This is a genomic window from Allobosea sp. TAF32, from assembly GCF_052113585.1.
In the GTDB taxonomy this organism is placed as follows: Bacteria; Pseudomonadota; Alphaproteobacteria; order Rhizobiales; family Beijerinckiaceae; genus Allobosea.
Map to the genome: position 1 here is coordinate 117,585 of NZ_JBFRDM010000013.1, position 15,958 is coordinate 133,542.

Annotated in this window: 17 protein-coding genes; 10 read left to right on the forward strand and 7 right to left on the reverse strand. The window is 66.8% G+C overall.

The features are described from left to right. The first annotated feature begins 438 nt into the window (after window positions 1-438). The 7 genes from AB4Z16_RS25530 to AB4Z16_RS25560 all read left to right on the forward strand — a co-directional run bounded on the left by AB4Z16_RS25530 (window position 439) and on the right by AB4Z16_RS25560 (window position 5,531). The gene (locus AB4Z16_RS25530; RefSeq protein WP_441514120.1) at window positions 439-1,326 is read left to right on the forward strand and encodes a PhnD/SsuA/transferrin family substrate-binding protein; all 888 of its coding nucleotides are present in this window, start codon (window positions 439-441) and stop codon (window positions 1,324-1,326) included. A 26-nt stretch (window positions 1,327-1,352) separates the two neighbouring features. Continuing rightward, window positions 1,353-2,210, forward strand: coding sequence for an ABC transporter permease (locus AB4Z16_RS25535; RefSeq protein ID WP_441514121.1), 858 nt, complete (start codon window positions 1,353-1,355; stop codon window positions 2,208-2,210). Then, the gene (locus tag AB4Z16_RS25540; protein WP_441514122.1) at window positions 2,207-2,953 is read left to right on the forward strand and encodes an ABC transporter ATP-binding protein; all 747 of its coding nucleotides are present in this window, start codon (window positions 2,207-2,209) and stop codon (window positions 2,951-2,953) included. Before AB4Z16_RS25535 ends, AB4Z16_RS25540 begins: the two co-directional genes overlap by 4 nt. A gap of 24 nt (window positions 2,954-2,977) precedes the next feature. Next, window positions 2,978-4,327, forward strand: a complete 1,350-nt coding sequence (locus tag AB4Z16_RS25545) for an LLM class flavin-dependent oxidoreductase (protein ID WP_441514123.1) — start codon at window positions 2,978-2,980, stop codon at window positions 4,325-4,327. A 160-nt stretch (window positions 4,328-4,487) separates the two neighbouring features. Continuing rightward, window positions 4,488-4,670, forward strand: coding sequence for a PhnD/SsuA/transferrin family substrate-binding protein (locus AB4Z16_RS25550; RefSeq protein WP_441514124.1), 183 nt, complete (start codon window positions 4,488-4,490; stop codon window positions 4,668-4,670). After that, window positions 4,667-5,047 (forward strand): ABC transporter substrate-binding protein, encoded by a 381-nt coding sequence (locus tag AB4Z16_RS25555; protein ID WP_441514210.1) that lies wholly within the window; start codon window positions 4,667-4,669, stop codon window positions 5,045-5,047. Before AB4Z16_RS25550 ends, AB4Z16_RS25555 begins: the two co-directional genes overlap by 4 nt. 58 nt (window positions 5,048-5,105) lie before the next feature. After that, window positions 5,106-5,531 carry a hypothetical protein gene (locus AB4Z16_RS25560; protein ID WP_441514125.1) on the forward strand — a complete coding sequence of 142 codons (426 nt, stop codon included), beginning with the start codon at window positions 5,106-5,108 and terminating at the stop codon, window positions 5,529-5,531. Between the two features lie 110 nt (window positions 5,532-5,641). On the opposite strand, the gene AB4Z16_RS25565 is transcribed toward AB4Z16_RS25560, so the two are convergent. From AB4Z16_RS25565 to AB4Z16_RS25595, 7 genes are all read right to left on the reverse strand, one after another. Then, window positions 5,642-6,184 (reverse strand): flavin reductase family protein, encoded by a 543-nt coding sequence (locus AB4Z16_RS25565; protein WP_441514126.1) that lies wholly within the window; start codon window positions 6,182-6,184, stop codon window positions 5,642-5,644. Continuing rightward, window positions 6,181-7,287 (reverse strand): LLM class flavin-dependent oxidoreductase, encoded by a 1,107-nt coding sequence (locus tag AB4Z16_RS25570; protein WP_441514127.1) that lies wholly within the window; start codon window positions 7,285-7,287, stop codon window positions 6,181-6,183. The genes AB4Z16_RS25565 and AB4Z16_RS25570 overlap by 4 nt, the downstream gene beginning before the upstream one ends. A gap of 41 nt (window positions 7,288-7,328) precedes the next feature. Beyond that, window positions 7,329-8,591 carry an LLM class flavin-dependent oxidoreductase gene (locus AB4Z16_RS25575; RefSeq protein ID WP_441514128.1) on the reverse strand — a complete coding sequence of 421 codons (1,263 nt, stop codon included), beginning with the start codon at window positions 8,589-8,591 and terminating at the stop codon, window positions 7,329-7,331. Window positions 8,592-8,608: 17 nt separating this feature from the next. After that, the gene (locus tag AB4Z16_RS25580; protein WP_441514129.1) at window positions 8,609-9,580 is read right to left on the reverse strand and encodes an LLM class flavin-dependent oxidoreductase; all 972 of its coding nucleotides are present in this window, start codon (window positions 9,578-9,580) and stop codon (window positions 8,609-8,611) included. A gap of 20 nt (window positions 9,581-9,600) precedes the next feature. Continuing rightward, window positions 9,601-10,227 (reverse strand): GNAT family N-acetyltransferase, encoded by a 627-nt coding sequence (locus AB4Z16_RS25585; protein ID WP_441514130.1) that lies wholly within the window; start codon window positions 10,225-10,227, stop codon window positions 9,601-9,603. 387 nt (window positions 10,228-10,614) lie between these two features. Next, window positions 10,615-10,965, reverse strand: coding sequence for a DUF3088 domain-containing protein (locus AB4Z16_RS25590; protein WP_441514131.1), 351 nt, complete (start codon window positions 10,963-10,965; stop codon window positions 10,615-10,617). A 102-nt stretch (window positions 10,966-11,067) separates the two neighbouring features. Further along, complete coding sequence (locus tag AB4Z16_RS25595) at window positions 11,068-11,994, reverse strand: LysR substrate-binding domain-containing protein (RefSeq protein ID WP_441514132.1); 927 nt, start codon at window positions 11,992-11,994, stop codon at window positions 11,068-11,070. A gap of 425 nt (window positions 11,995-12,419) precedes the next feature. On the opposite strand from AB4Z16_RS25595, the gene AB4Z16_RS25600 reads away from it, so the two are divergent. Genes AB4Z16_RS25600 through AB4Z16_RS25610 form a run of 3 tightly spaced genes read left to right on the forward strand, consistent with a single transcriptional unit; the run spans window position 12,420 to window position 15,953 of the window. Next, window positions 12,420-13,391, forward strand: a complete 972-nt coding sequence (locus AB4Z16_RS25600) for an MsnO8 family LLM class oxidoreductase (protein WP_441514133.1) — start codon at window positions 12,420-12,422, stop codon at window positions 13,389-13,391. 34 nt (window positions 13,392-13,425) lie between these two features. Continuing rightward, window positions 13,426-14,778, forward strand: a complete 1,353-nt coding sequence (locus AB4Z16_RS25605) for an LLM class flavin-dependent oxidoreductase (RefSeq protein WP_441514134.1) — start codon at window positions 13,426-13,428, stop codon at window positions 14,776-14,778. Continuing rightward, window positions 14,775-15,953, forward strand: a complete 1,179-nt coding sequence (locus tag AB4Z16_RS25610) for a M20 aminoacylase family protein (RefSeq protein WP_441514135.1) — start codon at window positions 14,775-14,777, stop codon at window positions 15,951-15,953. The genes AB4Z16_RS25605 and AB4Z16_RS25610 overlap by 4 nt, the downstream gene beginning before the upstream one ends. Window positions 15,954-15,958 lie beyond the last annotated feature (5 nt).

Here is a 15,958-nt window from a genome sequence, read left to right on the forward strand (position 1 = left end):
GGCCCAACCGGAGCACGTCCGCATTCTGGCACAATCTCGAAGTCCGCTGGCGCGAGATCACCCAAAAGTGGGCGACGCGACTGCAGATCGGATAGCCCGCAGGACGCGCATCAGGCTGAACGACTCATTCCTTCCTGAATCCCATAAGAGGCTTGGAAGGTTCTTCGGATTTATATCGTATCTTAAAAAGAACATTCGTTTGACTAAACAAACGATTCTTTTGCAGGATTTGGTGAGGTCGGCGGTGATCGCCGACGCAACCAATCTGCAAAGGGGACGACCATGGCCGATGCGACTGGGTGGTCTAAGCATGTCCAAGCCGGCCGCCGCGCGCTGCTGAAGGCGTCGCTGCTTCTCCCTTTCGTCTCCCATGCCATCGGTGGCGCAGCGGCTCAGGGGGCACTTCCCCAACACATCCCTGCCGGGACGAAACTGGTTGTGGCCGATCAGAACGAGGCTTTGCAGACACTGATCCGCGCCTCGGGCGTGCAGGCGAAGCTGTCGAGCGACGTGACCTACGCCAATTTTCTCGGCGGTCCGGCGATCCTCGAAGCCTTCCGCGCCGGAGCGCTCGACCTCGCCACCGTCGGGAACACGCCGCCGATACAGGCCCATGCCGCCAGCGAGAAGATCCCGATCGTCGCCGCGCGCGTCTCCTCCGAGACCGACTATTTCCTCGCGGTCCGCGCCGGCCTGAAGATCGGCAGCCTCGAGGAGCTGAAGGGCAAGAGTATCGCCTATGGCGAAGGCACGGGGCGCCAGCCCTTCGTGCTCAACGCGCTGAAGCTCGCGGGCCTGACGCGCAAGGACGTGAAGCTCGTGCCCCTCAGGGCTGCAGACTTTCCAGATGCTATCCGGACCGGGCAGGTCGATGTCGCCGCACTCAACGAGCCGCATTTCTCGCGCTACCTCGCCGATTTCGCCGATCGCGGCGCCAGCGCCCTGCCCAAGGCGCAGAACGACCGCCTGCCCAAGAGCCTGACCTATCTCTACGCCAGCCAGAAAGCCCTCGACGACCCGGCGAAGGCGGCGGCAATCCGCGAATTCGTGGCGGGCTGGATCGACGCCAGCCGCTGGTCGCACCAGAATATCGATGCCTGGGTGGATGCCTATTACGTCAAGCGCCAGAACCTGAAGCCGACCGATGGCCGCAAGATCGTGGAATCTGAGGGCGAGTTCCAGTTTCCGCTGCTCGCCAGCCTGATCGCCAAGCAGCAATCGCTGATCGACGTGATCCACGAAGCCGGCGACCTGCCGAAGCGCCTCGATGCGCGGGAGGAATTCGACCTGCGCTTCGATGAGGTCATCGGCACCAAGATCAACTGAAGCCCTGCTCGGAACGGATGGATGCCATGAGCCTGATAACCTATGCCACAGGCTTCCAGGCCGACACGAACGCCTGGGAGCGCTCCGCCGGAACTCAGGAGCCGCGGCCGCCGCAGCTCGCGCCCTCGCGACTTCCCCACGGCGGAATCCTGTTCGGCCCGATTGCGCTGGTCGTCATCTGGGAGCTGGCGTCGAGCCTCGGTTGGCTCTCGCCGAAATTCCTGGCAGCGCCGTCGACGGCGGTCCTGACCGGCATCGAACTCCTGAGCAACGGTACGCTGGCCGACCATTTCCTCGCCTCTGCGAAGCGGGCCTATCTCGGCCTCGGCCTTGGCGTCGCGATAGGGCTCACGATGGCACTCGCGGCCGGGCTTAGCCGCATCGGCGAGGCCTCTCTCGACGGGCTCGTCCAGATCAAGCGCGCCGTGCCGACGCTGGCTCTGATCCCGCTCGCCATTCTCTGGCTCGGTATCGGCGAGGCGATGAAGATCGCGCTGATCGCCTCTAGTGTGCTGGTGCCGATCTACATCAACACGCATGCGGCGCTGCGAGGCATCGACATCCGCCATGTCGAGCTCGCCCGCAGCGTCGGGCTCTCGCGTAGCGCCTTCCTGCGCGAGGTTGCGCTGCCGGGCGCGCTGCCCGGCTTCTTCACGGGCCTGAGACTGGCCGTCACCACCTGCTGGACGGCGCTCGTCGTGCTGGAGCAGATCAACACCACAGAGGGTATCGGCTATCTGATGAATCGCGCCCGCGACTATGGCCAGACCGATGTCATCGTCGTCGGCCTCGCCATCTATGCCATCCTCGGTCTGGGCTCGGATTTCGCGGTGAGGTTTTGGGCGCGGCGTGCGCTGTCCTACCGCAAGGCGCTCGCCTCATGAATGCGTCCGCCCATCCGCTCAACCTGCCACAGGGCCATGGTCCCGCCGCCGTCAGCCTGCGTGGTGTCACCCGTCGCTTTTCCGGGCGCAGCGTGCTCAGCGACGTCTCGCTCGATTTCGCTCCCGGCCAGTTCGTCGCGCTGATCGGCAAGAGCGGCTCGGGCAAGAGCACCTTGCTGCGGGCCCTGGCCGGTCTCGACGACGGCGTCGAAGGCGAAGGCCGGATCAGCGTGCCCGCCGACCGTTCGGTTCTCTTTCAGGATTCCCGGCTGCTGCCCTGGAAGAATGCGCTGCAGAATGTCGTCTTCGGCCTGCGCAGGGCGGATGCGGACGAGCGTGGCCGCACGGCTCTTGCCGATGTCGGGCTCGGCGGACGCGAGGACGCGTGGCCGAACGCTCTCTCGGGCGGCGAGCAACAGCGAGTCGCGCTGGCGCGCTCGCTAGTGCGTCAGCCACGCCTGCTCCTGGCCGACGAGCCCTTCGGCGCCCTCGATGCCCTGACGCGCATCAGGATGCACGATCTGCTCTTCCGCCTGATCCGCCAGCATCAGCCGACCGTGCTGCTGGTCACACATGATGTCGACGAGGCGATCAAACTCGCCGACCGCGTTCTGGTGATGGAGGACGGCCGCATCGTCGTCGACCGCCCGGTCGCCCTGGCGCATCCACGCCTGAAGGATCCCGATTTCGAAACCTTGCGCGGCGAACTGCTCGCAGCGCTCGGCGTCACCGACGCCGTCTAGCCCCCACCCAGAGGATCGACCGTCATGGCACGCGAACTCCACCTCAATCTCTTCATCAACGGCCGGGGCCATCACGAAACCGCCTGGCGCCATCCCGCCTCGACCAAGAAGGCGTTGAGCGATCTCTCCTATTATCGCGACCTCGCGCTGGCGGCGGAAGCGGCCAAGCTCGACTCGATCTTCTTCGCCGACCAGCTCGCGCTCGGTGACGAGCTTGCCCATGCGGCGCGGGGCGAGCTGGAGCCGATCACGCTGCTGGGGGCGCTTGCCGCCGCGACGAGCCGTATCGGGCTGATTGCCACCGCGTCGACCACCTATAACGAGCCCTATAATCTCGCTCGCCAGTTCGCTTCTTTGGACCATATCAGCGGCGGGCGCGTTGGCTGGAACATCGTCACCTCATGGGCGCCGGGCGCTGCCGTCAATTTCGGTCAGGACTCTCAGGTCGGCCTCGACCAGCGCTATGCGCGCGCCCACGATTTCGTCGAGGCGGTGTCCAAGCTCTGGGACAGTTGGGCCCGGGACGCGATCGTCGATGACCGTGCGGGTGGGACCTACGCCCTGCCCGAGCGGGTCGGGCGCGCCGAGCACCGCGGCAGCCATTTCAGCGTCGCTGGAGCGCTCAACATTCCGCGCTCCCCTCAGGGGCGGCCGGTCTTCGTTCAGGCTGGAGCGTCAAAGGACGGGCGCGCCTTCGCGGCGCGCTACGCCGAGGCGATTTTCACGGCACATCTCACCAAGGAAAGCGCCGTTGAATTCTATGCCGACATCAAGACGCAGGCCCGCGCGCGCGGCCGAAGCTCCGACCAAATCGTCATCCTCCCTGGTCTCAGCGCCGCTATCGGCTCGACCGAGGCGGAGGCGAAGCGGGTGTGGGGGGAGCTGAACGAGCTGTCTCATCCGAGCGTTGGACTGGCCAGGCTGTCGAGCCGCTTCGGTGGCCATGACTTCTCGCATCTCAATCTCGACGACGTCCTGTCGGTGGCGGATTTTCCCGACCCGTCGCAGGTTCAGGCTTCTCGCAGCCGGTCCCAGTCAATCACCGCACTGGTCGCACGCGAGCGCCCGACATTGCGCGGCCTGCTCCACAGCCTCGCCGGCGCGAGGGGGCATTTTACCGCGACCGGGACGCCGGAACAGATCGCCGACATCATCGAGGACTGGTTCACCTCGGGCGCCTCGGACGGCTTCAACGTCATGCCGCCGATCCTGCCGGCACAGTTCGAGGTCTTTGCGGATGAGGTGGTGCCGCTGCTGCGCAAGCGCGGCCTGTTCAGGAGCGACTATCGCGATGGAACGCTACGCGACCGGCTCGGTCTCGCCCCGGTTCCCAGCCGCTTCGATCCGCCCGAGCCAGCCAAGCGTTCGGCCTGAGCGTCGGCGCGGACCCAACTGGAAAGACCAGCCGACTGCTCTCACGGTGGATTCGTTCTTCCCTCGTCGCCGCGCTTTGGAAGCAAAGACCTCTCCTGCCGTGGGATAAGGCCCATCTGCCTCGGGCCGAGGTTGCGCGGAAGCGAGCGTGAGATGATGGATGCGGCTGCTGGTGCCCGAAACCGCCAACATCCGTAGCCTCAAGGATCTCAAGGGCAAGTCGGTCGCCGTGACCGATCCGGCGAGCCCGGTGCGGAATTTCTTCGCCATCCGCCTCGCCGAGATCGGGCTCGATCCCGAGAAGGACGTGAGCTTCCCCAGGACCTGTTCGGCGAAGCGCTGAAGAAGGGCGAAGTCCAGGCGCTCGCCGGCGACGATCCGCATCTCTACCTGATCCGGGAACGCGACAAGCTCGTCGAGCTCGCCACTAATCTCGAAGGCCAGTACGCGAAATCGACCTGCTGCGTGCTCGGCCTGCGCGGCGCCCTGATCCGCAACCAGCCCGAGGTCGCCGGAGCGATCTCGCGCGCCATCGTCGAGGCACAGGCCTGGACGGCGGCCAATCCCGACGAGAGGGCCGAGATCTTCGCGCCCTTCGTTCCGGCCAAGGTCACGCCCGAGACGGTAGCCGCGATCCTGCGCAGCCACACCCATGACCATCATTCCACCGGCGCGGCGTTTCGCGACGACGTCGCCCTGTTCTCAAGCTCGTCAACGTGATTCGCAAGAACACCGACGCCAAGGCCTTTGCGCAGAAGATCCTCCCCAATGTCCCCGTTTGAACAGACCGGGTCCGCACCCGCATTCGACCGCCCGCGCCCGCATTTTCTCGCCTGCCGAGATGAGCTGGTCCGGCGCGGCGCGCGTGCCGGGCTTCGACGCCCGCTGTGCCGACGGAACACTGCTTTCGCCAGGAAACGGCAAGCCGATGTGGCTGCTAGTGAGCGGCGGCGAGAGTGAAACCGTGCTCGCTCAGGTCGACGGAGCCACCGAGCGCTGCTCCGTTGAGGATCCAGCGCCTTGGGCGGTGGCCTTGGCCGCGCTCACCGGCGGCCCTGTGCCGCCAGCGCAGGTTCTGGTCGACGCCAATGGCTGGCTACGACGCGCCTTCCGGACCGAGGATGACGCCTCGCCGGAACTCGTCGCGGCCGAACTGTCGCGCATTCGAGCCAGCCCGTTCGACAGCTCTTCGATCCACCACTGACACCATGCGGTCGCCATCGCAGAGCCAGGAGACTGCGACATGTCCTGCCGTGGCCGTCAGCCCGGCTAAGAGCCCGAACTTGCACCACTGTGTCTTGCGGCCATCCTTCACTAAATGCCGGCGCCGGCCTGCAATTCGTCGTCGAGCTGGCCGTAGACGCCGCGCCAATAGAGCAGCGCGCCCTCGTTCTGGGCGTGGCTGATCGCCTTGATGCGCCCGATGAGGATCGTGTGGGAGTGACGCTCGAGCGCCTCTTCCGTGTCGCAATCGATGACGGCAAGGGCGCCGTCGAGCGTCGGGGCCCCGGTCACGAGCGTCCCCCAGTCCGCACCGGCGAAGCGGGCCTCTCCTTTGAAGCCGCCACGCCCCGCGAAGTGGTCGGCGATCGGTCTGTGCCGGGCGCCGAGCACGTTGATCGCGAAATGGCCGGCCGCCTCGATCACAGGCCAGGCCGAGGCTGTGCGGTTGACGCAGACGATCACCGTCGGCGGCTCTGCGGATAGCGCGGTGACGGAGGTCGCGGTCAGGCCCGCCCTGCCGCCGCCATGGCAAGCGGTGACGATGCTCACCGCGCCGGCCACATTCCGCATCACGGATTTGAAGGCATCCGTCGCGATGTCGTCCGCCGTGAGGCGGGTGGGCAAGTAGTTCATGTCGCTCCTCGATCGGCCGATCGGGCTCTCTGGCCGTTATGCAACAGGGGCAGCAAGGTCCGGCCCTGCCGTTCGATCTCGCGTAGATAGGGTGTGTCCGACAGGATGAACTTGGTGATGCCCAGATCGCGGTATTTGAGCAGGGACTGCGCGACTTCTTCCGCCGAGCCGACCAGCCAAGTCGTCCCCGCGCCGCCACCACCGAACTTTCCGGGCGTGGTGTAGAGAGCGCTGTCGAGCACCCCACCGCGGGCCTGCAGGTCGAAGAGGCGCTGTTGGCCGACTGCGACGCCGCGCCGGTGATCATTCCAGCTCGCACCGCTGCCCGTCGCCATTTCCGCGACCTTGGCCTCGGCCGCAGCCCAGGCCTCGGAAGAACTGTCGCGCACGAGCGTGGTGATCCGTAAGCCGAATTCCAGAGGAGGCAGATCGCGGTCCAGCCGCCTGGAGAGCGCCTTGAGACGCTCGATCCGCTGACGGATGTCGTCAAGCGGCTCGCCCCAGAAGAGCTGAACGTCCGCCTCCACCGCTGCGACGCGCTCGGCCGCCTCCGAGGCACCGCCGAAATAGAGCGGCGGATGCCGCCTATCGCCGCTGACGCGGATGCGGGGTTGGGCCGTCGAATCCGTGACCCGAAAATACGCGCCTTCGAAGGTCACATTCTCCTTCGTCCACAGGCGGCGGATGAGACGCATGAACTCCCGCGTCCGCTCGTAGCGGTGGGCCTGGTCGCCCTCGCTGTCGCCATAGGCGGCAAGGTCGTCCTTGCCGGAAACGATGTTGAAACGGACCCGGCCGTCGCTGAGACGGTCCAGCGTCGCGCCGGCCGCGGCAAGATGAGCCGGGCGCCAGTAGCCCGGGCGGATCGCAATCAGTGGCTGGAACCGCGTCGTGCGAACGGCGAGCGCGGTCGCGAGCGTGAAGGTGTCGGGCCGTCCCCAACCCGTGCCGATCAGCGCGCCGGCCCAGCCGTTTTCCTCCAGCGCCCTGGCATGGCGCGTCAGCGTCTCCAGGCTGTTGTGGTCGGCGCTGACGGTGTCGCCGCGATGCCCGAAATCGACGGCGTTGGGGATGTACCAGAGATGCTCCGTCGTGGCGCTCATGAGGCCGATCCGTTCATTCATCGCCGCCTTCGGCCGCGGCGTCAGGCCGCGAGGCCGAGATGGTCGCGCAGCGACGTGTGCTGATAGTCGCGGCGGAATACGCCGCGATCCTGCAGCACCGGGATGACCTTCTCGACGAATTCGTCGAAACCGCCCGGCGTAAGATGCGGGGCGAAGACGAAGCCATCGGCCGCGTCCTCCTGCACATGGCGGTCGATCTCTTCTGCGATCTGATGCGGCGTGCCGATGAACTGCTTGCGCTCGGTCACGCGGATGATGAGGTCGCGGATGCTGAGCCCCTCGTCTTCGGCCAGTTCGCGCCAGGCCTTGGCGGTTTCGAGCCTGTCATCGTAGCGGTTCGCGCGGCCTTGAGCGAGTTGGGCAGAAACATCCGGCTCGATCTCCGGCAAGGGGCCGTCGGGATCGCAGGCGGAGAGATCGCGATTCCAGACCTGCTCCAGAAAAACGATCGCGCCCTTGGGGCTGACCTGCTGGAGCCGGATGGCGCGGTGGCGCGCCTTCGCCTCCTCCGGAGTGTCGCCGAGAACGAAATTGGCCCCGGGCAGGATTTTCAGCGAATCGCGGCTGCGGCCGTACCGGGCGAGGCGGTCCTTGGCGTCGGCATAGAAAGCCTGCCCCTCATCGAGCGTGCCGTGGCGCGAATAGATCAGGTCGGCATGGCTTGCTGCGAGCTCGCGTCCGGCGTCGGAATCGCCGGCCTGCGCGATGACCGGCCTGCCCTGCGGCAAGGGCGCGGCGTCGGTCGTCCCGGCAATGTCGAAATGCGCTCCATGGGCTTCGAATGCACCGCCGCCCCATATCTTGCGCGCGGTCTCGATGAAATCGCGGGCGCGTTCATAGCGCTGGGCGAAGGGCAGATGGTCGCCGCGCCGGAAATTGGCGCCGGTGAATGCCCCGGGAGAGGTCACGACGTTCCAGCCCGAGCGGCCTTCGGAGAGGATGTCCAGCGTGGCGAGCTGGCGCGCCAGCGGATAGGGCTCGTTGAAGGTCGTGGTCAGTGTGCCGATGAGACCGACATGGTGGGTAACCGAGGAAAGCGCGGTCAGGATGGCCAAGGTGTTGGGGCGACCTGCCACGTCAAGCTCGTGGAAACGGCCCTTCTGCTCCCGGATGCGCAGGCCTTCGGCAAGGAAAATGAAGTCGAATTTGCCGCGCTCCACCGTCTCGGCAAGGCGGTGGAAGGACGAGAAGGCGATCTGGCTGCCGGCCTGAGGGTCGCTCCAGACGGTGAAATTATTCACGCCGGGAAACTGCGCGCCGAGGATGACCTGTTTCCTGCTCATGACATCAACCCTCGTCTTCAGGCCGCGGATGCGTAGCGGCTGGGCGTCGCCGGCAGGCCGAAGCGCCGCCGCAGCGATCCTCCGGCCGCCGGCCGCACGAGACCGGCTGCGCGCAGTGCCGGCGCGGTATGGGTCGCGAAGGCTTCAGCCTCCTCCGGCGCGCCCGACAATGTGAGGCTCACCGCGCGCGCACCGGCCGCGGCGGCCCGCCGCAAAGCCGCGAACAGGGTATCGCTCTCGCCGAGCTCGGCCACGATCAGCGTCTGCTTCGCGCCGGGGCGCTCCCTGAAGGCGGCGATGTGCGCGATCCCCAGGACGGTGAGGTCAGCCTGGACGGCCGTCGTATCGTCATCGCCGGGGGCCCAGCGCGCGGCGACGACCGGCTGCCCCTGCGGCGGGCGCGGGGTGATCGAGGGACCGAGAACCTTGAAGGCCTCTCCTGCGAAGTCGACGTAGTGCAGCTTGCCACCGTCGAGATAGCGCTGCGTGCGGGTGTCCCGGATGACCGCGTCGTCCTCCCAACTGTCCCAGAGGCGCCGGACGACGTCGATGGCGTCGGCGAGATCACGGTCGAGCGCCTTTTCGCTTCCGGCATCGGGAAAGCCGTTGAGACGGCCGATCGCCGCGAATGCCGCCGCGTTTCGTTCACTCCGCAAACGTTGCACGAGCAGGCCGGCCCGGCCTTCGCTGACATGGTCGAGCGTCGCGATCGCGGTCGAGACATGGAAAGGCTCGGCAAGGTTGAGCGCCGCTCCCGCGATGAGGCCTATCCGCGGCGCCAGGGGCGCCAACCAGTTGGCGAGCAGGGTGGCGTCCGGGCCGTCACCGTCCGGGCGGCCGAAGCCGTCCTCCAGAACCGCGAATCCGGCCACGCCGTCGAGCGTCGTGATCAAACGCGCCCAGCGTTGCCGCCAGTTCGTCGCAAGGCCGTGGGCGCGGCCGCCGAGATCCACTGTAACGCCGAGGATGAGCGGTTCGATCGGGTTCATGTCGTTGGTCCGGAGAGGGATCAGGCGGCCAGCACGCCGTGATGGGTAAGGCGCGCCAGGATGCGGGCTTCCTGCTCTTGCTTAATCACGGCCACGCGTGCGGTCGCGGCCTCGAGCGACTCGGCCGGCGGCTTGACCGGCGAGGCGTCCGGGCGCGCGGCCGCGCGGCCGATCTGCTTCTCGAAGGGCAGGGAGCGATAGAGAGCCGGATCGGCCGCAACGTCGAAGAGCGGCCGATAACCCAGCTTGAGATAGAGCGCGGTCGCTTCGGGTTGGCGGAATCCGGTCGTCAGGTAGGCGCGCGTATAGCCGAGCGCTGCGGCGCGCACCTCGAGCTCCGCGACGACGCGCTCGGCGAGCCCCTGGCGGCGAACGTCGCCATCCGTCCAGATGCGCTTGAGCTCGGCGGTCTCGTCGTCATGGCTCATGAAGGCGCCGCCGGCGATCGTGCGGCCATCGCGCTGCAGGAGGATGAAATCGCCTAACGGGGGCTGGAAGGCCTCGGACGGATAGCGGAACAGTTCCGAGCGGGCGCCGCCCGGCCGGCTGTTGGCGCCGTAGCGGCCGTCATATTCCCGGATCAGCCCCTCGACGAGGGGGTGTGCCGGATCGTCGTGATGCGACGACCGGATGAAGACGTCAGTCATGGTGAGATCTCCGTGAACGGCCTTTTCGCGACGCGCGGTGGCATCGGCGCGGCAGGACAGCCTTTCCACCATCGGCCGGCCGGTCGCTGGTGCGCGATCGTTGCCGGTGCCTATGCTGGACAGATCAATGCCCTGGAAGAAGGCAGACGATGCAATTCAATGGCTCGCGCGGCTGATCTGTCAAATTCAATGATCGCATATGCTTCTTCTCGATAATAATAATGGCGGATACCGAGAATGCACTTCCGATGCATTGCTGTAACGCATTGAAATTATTCTATCGCAGCGAGGCATGGCGCTTGCCTTTTTCTCGAAAGCATTCACTGAAGCCCCTGCCTGGGAGATGCCGCCAGCATGTCCGTTCCGCTCGCGCCGGGCGTGCCGGCCTCAGTGCGGCCAGGGCGTGCCGTGCCGTTCGGCCAAAACTTCGAGAATGCGGCGCGTGTCGTTGAGAAAGCGGCGGCCGTCGCTCTCAAGGGCATCGGGCGGAGCGGTGGATGCGTCGGCGAAAACGAGGACCGGCAGGCCTTGATGGGCTTCGTCCAGCGCGGCGATGACCGCCTCGCGCGGGCGAGCGAAGGGCACGCGCCGGACTTCGACGGCGTCCTTCAAGGCGGGAAAGCTCGCCAGCACACCTTCGATTTGATTGCAGAACGGGCAGAACCAGAGCTTGCCCGGCAGCTTGGGGTCGGCGAAGCCGGGTTCGATCAGGAAGATGGTGTCGCGCGGCGTGCTCATGATGTGACGGCTCCGTTGCGGAGGAAACGGCCGATCGGCCGTCGAAGAAGACCACACGCGTCGCAGGTCGATGACCTGCTGGACGCGTGTGACCGGCTGGACTCATCGCGGCTCAGAGCCGACCGCGGCGCGCACCGTCGCGGCTGTCAGCTCCGGCCGGCAGAGTTCGATGAAGCGCTGGGCGTAGCCGGGCAGGAAACGCCCGCGCGGCACGGCGATGTAGGAGGTCGCCTCGGGAAACAGATCGTCGGCGATCTTGACAAGATCCTCGTCCCGTTTCGGATCGAAGGCGATCTCAGTGACGATGCCGAGCCCCAGCCCGAGAGCCACATAGGACTTGATCACGTCCGTATCGATGGCGTCGACGACGATGTCCGGTGTCAGGCCTTGTTCCCGGAACGCCGCGTCGATCAGCGGCCGACCGGTGAAGCCGAGGCCGTAGGTCACGATCGGCCGCTGCGCGATCGTCGCGAGGTCGAGCCCGGTTCGACCGGCGAGGGGGTCTGAGCGGTCGGCGATGACGATGTGGCGCCAAGTGTAGTAGGGAAAGGTCGCGAGTTCGGCGGCGCTCGTGAGGCTTTCGGTCGCGATGCCGATATGGGCTGAACCCTCGCGCAGGCGGGTGACGATGTCGCCGGGATCGCCCTGGCTGATCGAGAGCCTGACCTGCGGAAACTCCGACCGGAAGCGCTTGACGATTTCGGGCAGGGCGTAGCGCGCCTGGGTGTGGGTCGTGGCGATCACGAACTCGCCCGCCGACGGGTCGCGGAGATGGCCGGTCACGCGCTTGATGCTCGTCGCGTCGGCGAGAATGCGCTCGACATAGCCGAGCACGGCGCGCCCGGCCTCGGTGAGGCCCAGCATGCGCTTGCCGCGCCGTTCGAACAACGCGACGCCGAGTTCGAGCTCGAGATCCTTGATGTGCTTCGAGACACCGGATTGCGACGTGTTCAGCGCGGCCGCGGCCTCGGTGAAGTTGAAGCCGCTGCGGACGGCCTCCTGAACAATGCGGAACTGCTGGAGATTCATCGATCAGGAAGGGAAGTTGGCGATCCGGACGCGTGGGCGAAGACCGCGATCATAAGGGGTGAGCGCGAGGGGGTCTTTCCGAAGTCGACCCCACCCGGAGGAGGACTTCCGCCATGATGCGGGGCTGGCGAATGCGCTCTTCTGCGGGTCTCTCGTTGCGATGGCCGCGGGCTGTGGCTGAGCAGACGGCCCGGATGGCCGCGCCCTTTTGCCGGACGCCCCCGAGGAGCTAGGGCCTTATCGCGAATTTTGGTTGCGGCAGAGAAGAAGTTCTCTCCGATCGCGATTTAGAGGAGAAGCAAGCGTTCGGATTCCGAGTGTTATCGACGCTGACGATAAGAAAATTCTCAATCCTTATTTCGCCGGACGGTCGCGCGCCGTGACAATCGCCGCCTCTCGCCCTCGATGGGCCTGCGGAGCGAAACATGATTTACGCGCTGAGCCTGCTAGACAAGAGTCCGATCGCGGACGGCTCGGATCCCGAGCAGGCGCTTGCCGATTCCGTCGCCTATGCCCGCCACGCCGAGCGGCTGGGCTACCATCGCTTCTGGCTGGCCGAGCACCACGGCAACGGCGAGGTTGCAGGCGTCGCGCCGGAGATTCTGGCGGCCTGGATCCTCGCTTCGACCGATCGCATCCGCGTCGGCTCCGGCGGGGTGATGCTGCAGCATTACAGCCCGTTCAAGGTCGCTGAGAGCTTCAAACTGCTCTCCGCCCTTGCACCCGGCCGCGTCGATCTCGGCATCGGCCGGGCGCCGGGCGGGCTTCCTCTGGCGACGCAGGCTCTCCAGTCCCGTCTGGACCGCTCAGTGCCGCCGGATTTCACTGCTCTGGTCGAGGCGCTCGAGGGCTATTTAAATGACGATCTCGCCCGGCCGCTCGCCCGCGCTACACCGCGGCGCATTCTGCTTGGCGGCTCGCCGGAGAGCGGCGCTCTCGCCGCGCGGCTCGGCTGGGAATTCGTCTTTGCCGGTCATTTCAACGGTGATGCCGCGCTCATCGAAGCCAGCCTCGGGGCCTATCGAGCCGGGGGCGGCCAAGCGCCGGCGCTGGCGGTTCATGCCTTCGCGGCATCGTCCTCGGCGGCGGCACGGGAGGCAGTGCGGGAGACGCGCATCTTCCGCGTGACGCTCTCGGATGGTCGCGCGGTGAATCTGCGCAGCCGCGAGCAGGCAGAGAGCTTCGCGCGCGAGGCGGGCGACGCAAACTTCACCGTCCGCGAGACCCATCCCCACGTCATCGCCGGCACCGGCGAGGAGGTGCGCGCCGAGCTCGATGCCCTGGCGACGCGCTTCGGCGTGGCGGAGGTCGTGCTCGACAACCCGGTCCGCGACGCGGCCGCGCGCCGGCACTCCATCGAGCTGATCGCCGCCGGCGCCCAGCGGGCCGCAGCCTGATCCTGCATCCCTCTCCAACCCGACGAGGCCCCCCATGAGCGCGAACGCCGCGAAACCCGTCTCCTTTGGCATCATGCTTCAAGGCGCCGGCGGGCATATGAATTCCTGGCGTCACCCGTCCGGCCCAGCGGACGCCAGCGTCAATCTCGACTTCTACGTCGAGACCGCCCGCAGGGCGGAAGCCGCCGGCATCGCCTTCGCCTTCGTGGCGGACGGGCTCTACATCAACGAGAAGTCGATCCCGCATTTCCTCAATCGTTTCGAGCCGCTGACGATCCTTTCGGCGCTGGCGGTCGCGACGACGAAGATCGGGCTCGCCGGCACGGTCTCGACCTCCTATTCGGATCCGTTCACCGTCGCCCGGCAATTCGCCTCGCTCGATCAAATCTCGAAGGGCCGCGCCGGCTGGAACGTCGTTACGACCCCGTTGGAAGGCTCGGCGACGAACTACAGCAGACCGCATCCCGAGCACGCGCTGCGCTACGAGATCGCCGACGAATATCTCGAGGTGACACAGGGCCTCTGGGATTCCTGGGATGAGGACGCGGTCGTCAGGGATCGTAAGAGCGGCCGTTTCTTCGATCCGGCCAAGCTGCACCGGCTCGACCACAAGGGCCGCTTCTTCCAGGTCGAGGGGCCGCTCAATATCGGCCGGTCGAAGCAGGGCCAGCCGGTGATCTTCCAGGCTGGCTCGTCGGACGCAGGCATCAAGCTCGCAGGCAAATATGCCGACGCCGTCTTCACCCATTCGCCCTCGCTCGAAGAGACGAAGGCCTTCCGCGACCAGGTGCGCGTCGCCGCCGTCGCCCATGGCCGCAGCGCCGACGACGTCAAGGTCTTCCCCGGCATCGGGCCGATCGTCGGGCGCACGGCCGAGGAGGCGCAGGCGAAATACGAGGTCATCCGCAACCTGATCTCGATCGACGACGCGCTGGCCTATCTCGGCCGCTATTTCGATCATCACGACTTCACGCAATACCCGCTCGATGCGCCGTTTCCCGAGCTCGGCGACATCGGCAAGAACAGCTTCCGCTCGACGACCGACCGCATCAAGAAGACTGCGCGGGAGCAGAATCAGACCTTGCGCGAAGCGGCGCTTGCGGCCGCGACACCCAAGCCCAATTTCATCGGCACCGGCGCGCATGTCGCCGGGGAGATCATTCGCTGGATCGACGCTGGGGCGGCGGACGGCTTCATCCTCGGCTTCCCGGTGACGGCCGAGGGGTTCGCCGATTTCGTCGAGCTGGTCGTGCCCGAGCTGGAAGCGCGCGGCCGCTATAGCCGCGATCTCGCGGGCGAAACCTTGCGCGACCATCTCGGCTTGCCGTTCAAGGTGAGCCGCTATGCGCAGGCGCAGCCCGCTCAGGCGCTGGCGGTGGCCGGATGAACGCGCCGGTCCGCAATCCGTCGCCTGTCCTTCCCGAGGTCGCGGAAGAACTCGATCGCTTCATCGCGCTGCGCCGTCATTTCCACCAGAATCCGGAGCTCTCGACGCAGGAGAAGGAGACGGCCCGGCATATCGCCGAGTTGCTGGGCGAGTGGGGCTACGACGTCGAGACCGGGATCGGCGGCGAGGGCGTCGTCGGCACGCTGCGTGTCGGAACCGGCACGAGGGCGCTGGGCATCCGTGCCGACTTCGACGCGCTGCCGATCGCCGAGGCGACGAACCTGCCGCATGCGAGCCGGAATGCCGGCGTGATGCACGCCTGCGGCCATGACGGGCATACCGCGATCCTGCTCGCCGCCGCCCGGGCGCTCGCCCGGCGCAAGCGCTTCGACGGCACGCTGCGGCTGATCTACCAGCCGGCCGAGGAGATCTCCGTCGGCGCCAGAAGCATGATCCGCGACGGCCTCTTCGAGCGCTTCCCGGTCGATGCGATCTTCGGCCTGCACAACTGGCCGGGGGTGCCCGAGGGCGTGTTCGGATTCGTGGACGGCCCGGCCATGGCGGCGGTGGACAAGGCCGTCATCAGGATCGTCGGCCACGGCTGTCACGGCGCCGCGCCGCATGAGACGGTCGATCCCGTGCTCGCCGCTGCCCATGTGGTGACGGCGCTGCAGAGCCTGGTCTCCCGCAACGTTCCCCCGCTGGAGGCAGCCGTCGTCACGGTCGGCTCGATCCATGGCGGCACGGCTTCCAACGTCATTCCGGATTCGGTCGAGCTCCAGGCGACGATCCGCAGCTTCTCTCCCGAGGTGCGCCGGCTCCTCTCCGAGCGCCTGCCGGCCCTGGTGAAGGCGCAGGCCGAGGCCTTTGGCGCGACGGCGGACGTCGAATACCGGCTGGGAATGCCGGCCGTGGTCAACCATGCGGGCCCATCGCAGTTCGCGCGCGAGACGGGGCTCGCCGTCTTCGGCGCCGCCGGGGTGGAGCCGAATCTGGCGCCGCGGACGGCGAGCGAGGATTTCGCCTACTTCCTCGAGGAGCGGCCCGGCGCCTTCCTCTTCGTCGGAGCGGGCAAGGGGCCGCCGCTGCACTCTCCCCAATACGACTTCAACGACGCGCTGATCGCGCCGGCCGCGCCCTACTGGACGCGCCTCGCCGAGCGCTTCCTCGCCTGATGACG

Bases quoted from the DNA above. Each gene is read 5' to 3' on its own strand.
- AB4Z16_RS25535 (WP_441514121.1), top strand. From the start codon at position 1,353: ATGAGCCTGATAACCTATGCCACAGGCTTCCAGGCCGACACGAACGCC.
- AB4Z16_RS25540 (WP_441514122.1), top strand. From the start codon at position 2,207: ATGAATGCGTCCGCCCATCCGCTCAACCTGCCACAGGGCCATGGTCCC.
- AB4Z16_RS25545 (WP_441514123.1), top strand. From the start codon at position 2,978: ATGGCACGCGAACTCCACCTCAATCTCTTCATCAACGGCCGGGGCCAT.
- AB4Z16_RS25550 (WP_441514124.1), top strand. From the start codon at position 4,488: ATGCGGCTGCTGGTGCCCGAAACCGCCAACATCCGTAGCCTCAAGGAT.
- AB4Z16_RS25565 (WP_441514126.1), bottom strand. From the start codon at position 6,184: ATGAACTACTTGCCCACCCGCCTCACGGCGGACGACATCGCGACGGAT.
- AB4Z16_RS25570 (WP_441514127.1), bottom strand. From the start codon at position 7,287: ATGAGCGCCACGACGGAGCATCTCTGGTACATCCCCAACGCCGTCGAT.
- AB4Z16_RS25575 (WP_441514128.1), bottom strand. From the start codon at position 8,591: ATGAGCAGGAAACAGGTCATCCTCGGCGCGCAGTTTCCCGGCGTGAAT.
- AB4Z16_RS25580 (WP_441514129.1), bottom strand. From the start codon at position 9,580: ATGAACCCGATCGAACCGCTCATCCTCGGCGTTACAGTGGATCTCGGC.
- AB4Z16_RS25585 (WP_441514130.1), bottom strand. From the start codon at position 10,227: ATGACTGACGTCTTCATCCGGTCGTCGCATCACGACGATCCGGCACAC.
- AB4Z16_RS25590 (WP_441514131.1), bottom strand. From the start codon at position 10,965: ATGAGCACGCCGCGCGACACCATCTTCCTGATCGAACCCGGCTTCGCC.
- AB4Z16_RS25595 (WP_441514132.1), bottom strand. From the start codon at position 11,994: ATGAATCTCCAGCAGTTCCGCATTGTTCAGGAGGCCGTCCGCAGCGGC.
- AB4Z16_RS25600 (WP_441514133.1), top strand. From the start codon at position 12,420: ATGATTTACGCGCTGAGCCTGCTAGACAAGAGTCCGATCGCGGACGGC.
- AB4Z16_RS25605 (WP_441514134.1), top strand. From the start codon at position 13,426: ATGAGCGCGAACGCCGCGAAACCCGTCTCCTTTGGCATCATGCTTCAA.
- AB4Z16_RS25610 (WP_441514135.1), top strand. From the start codon at position 14,775: ATGAACGCGCCGGTCCGCAATCCGTCGCCTGTCCTTCCCGAGGTCGCG.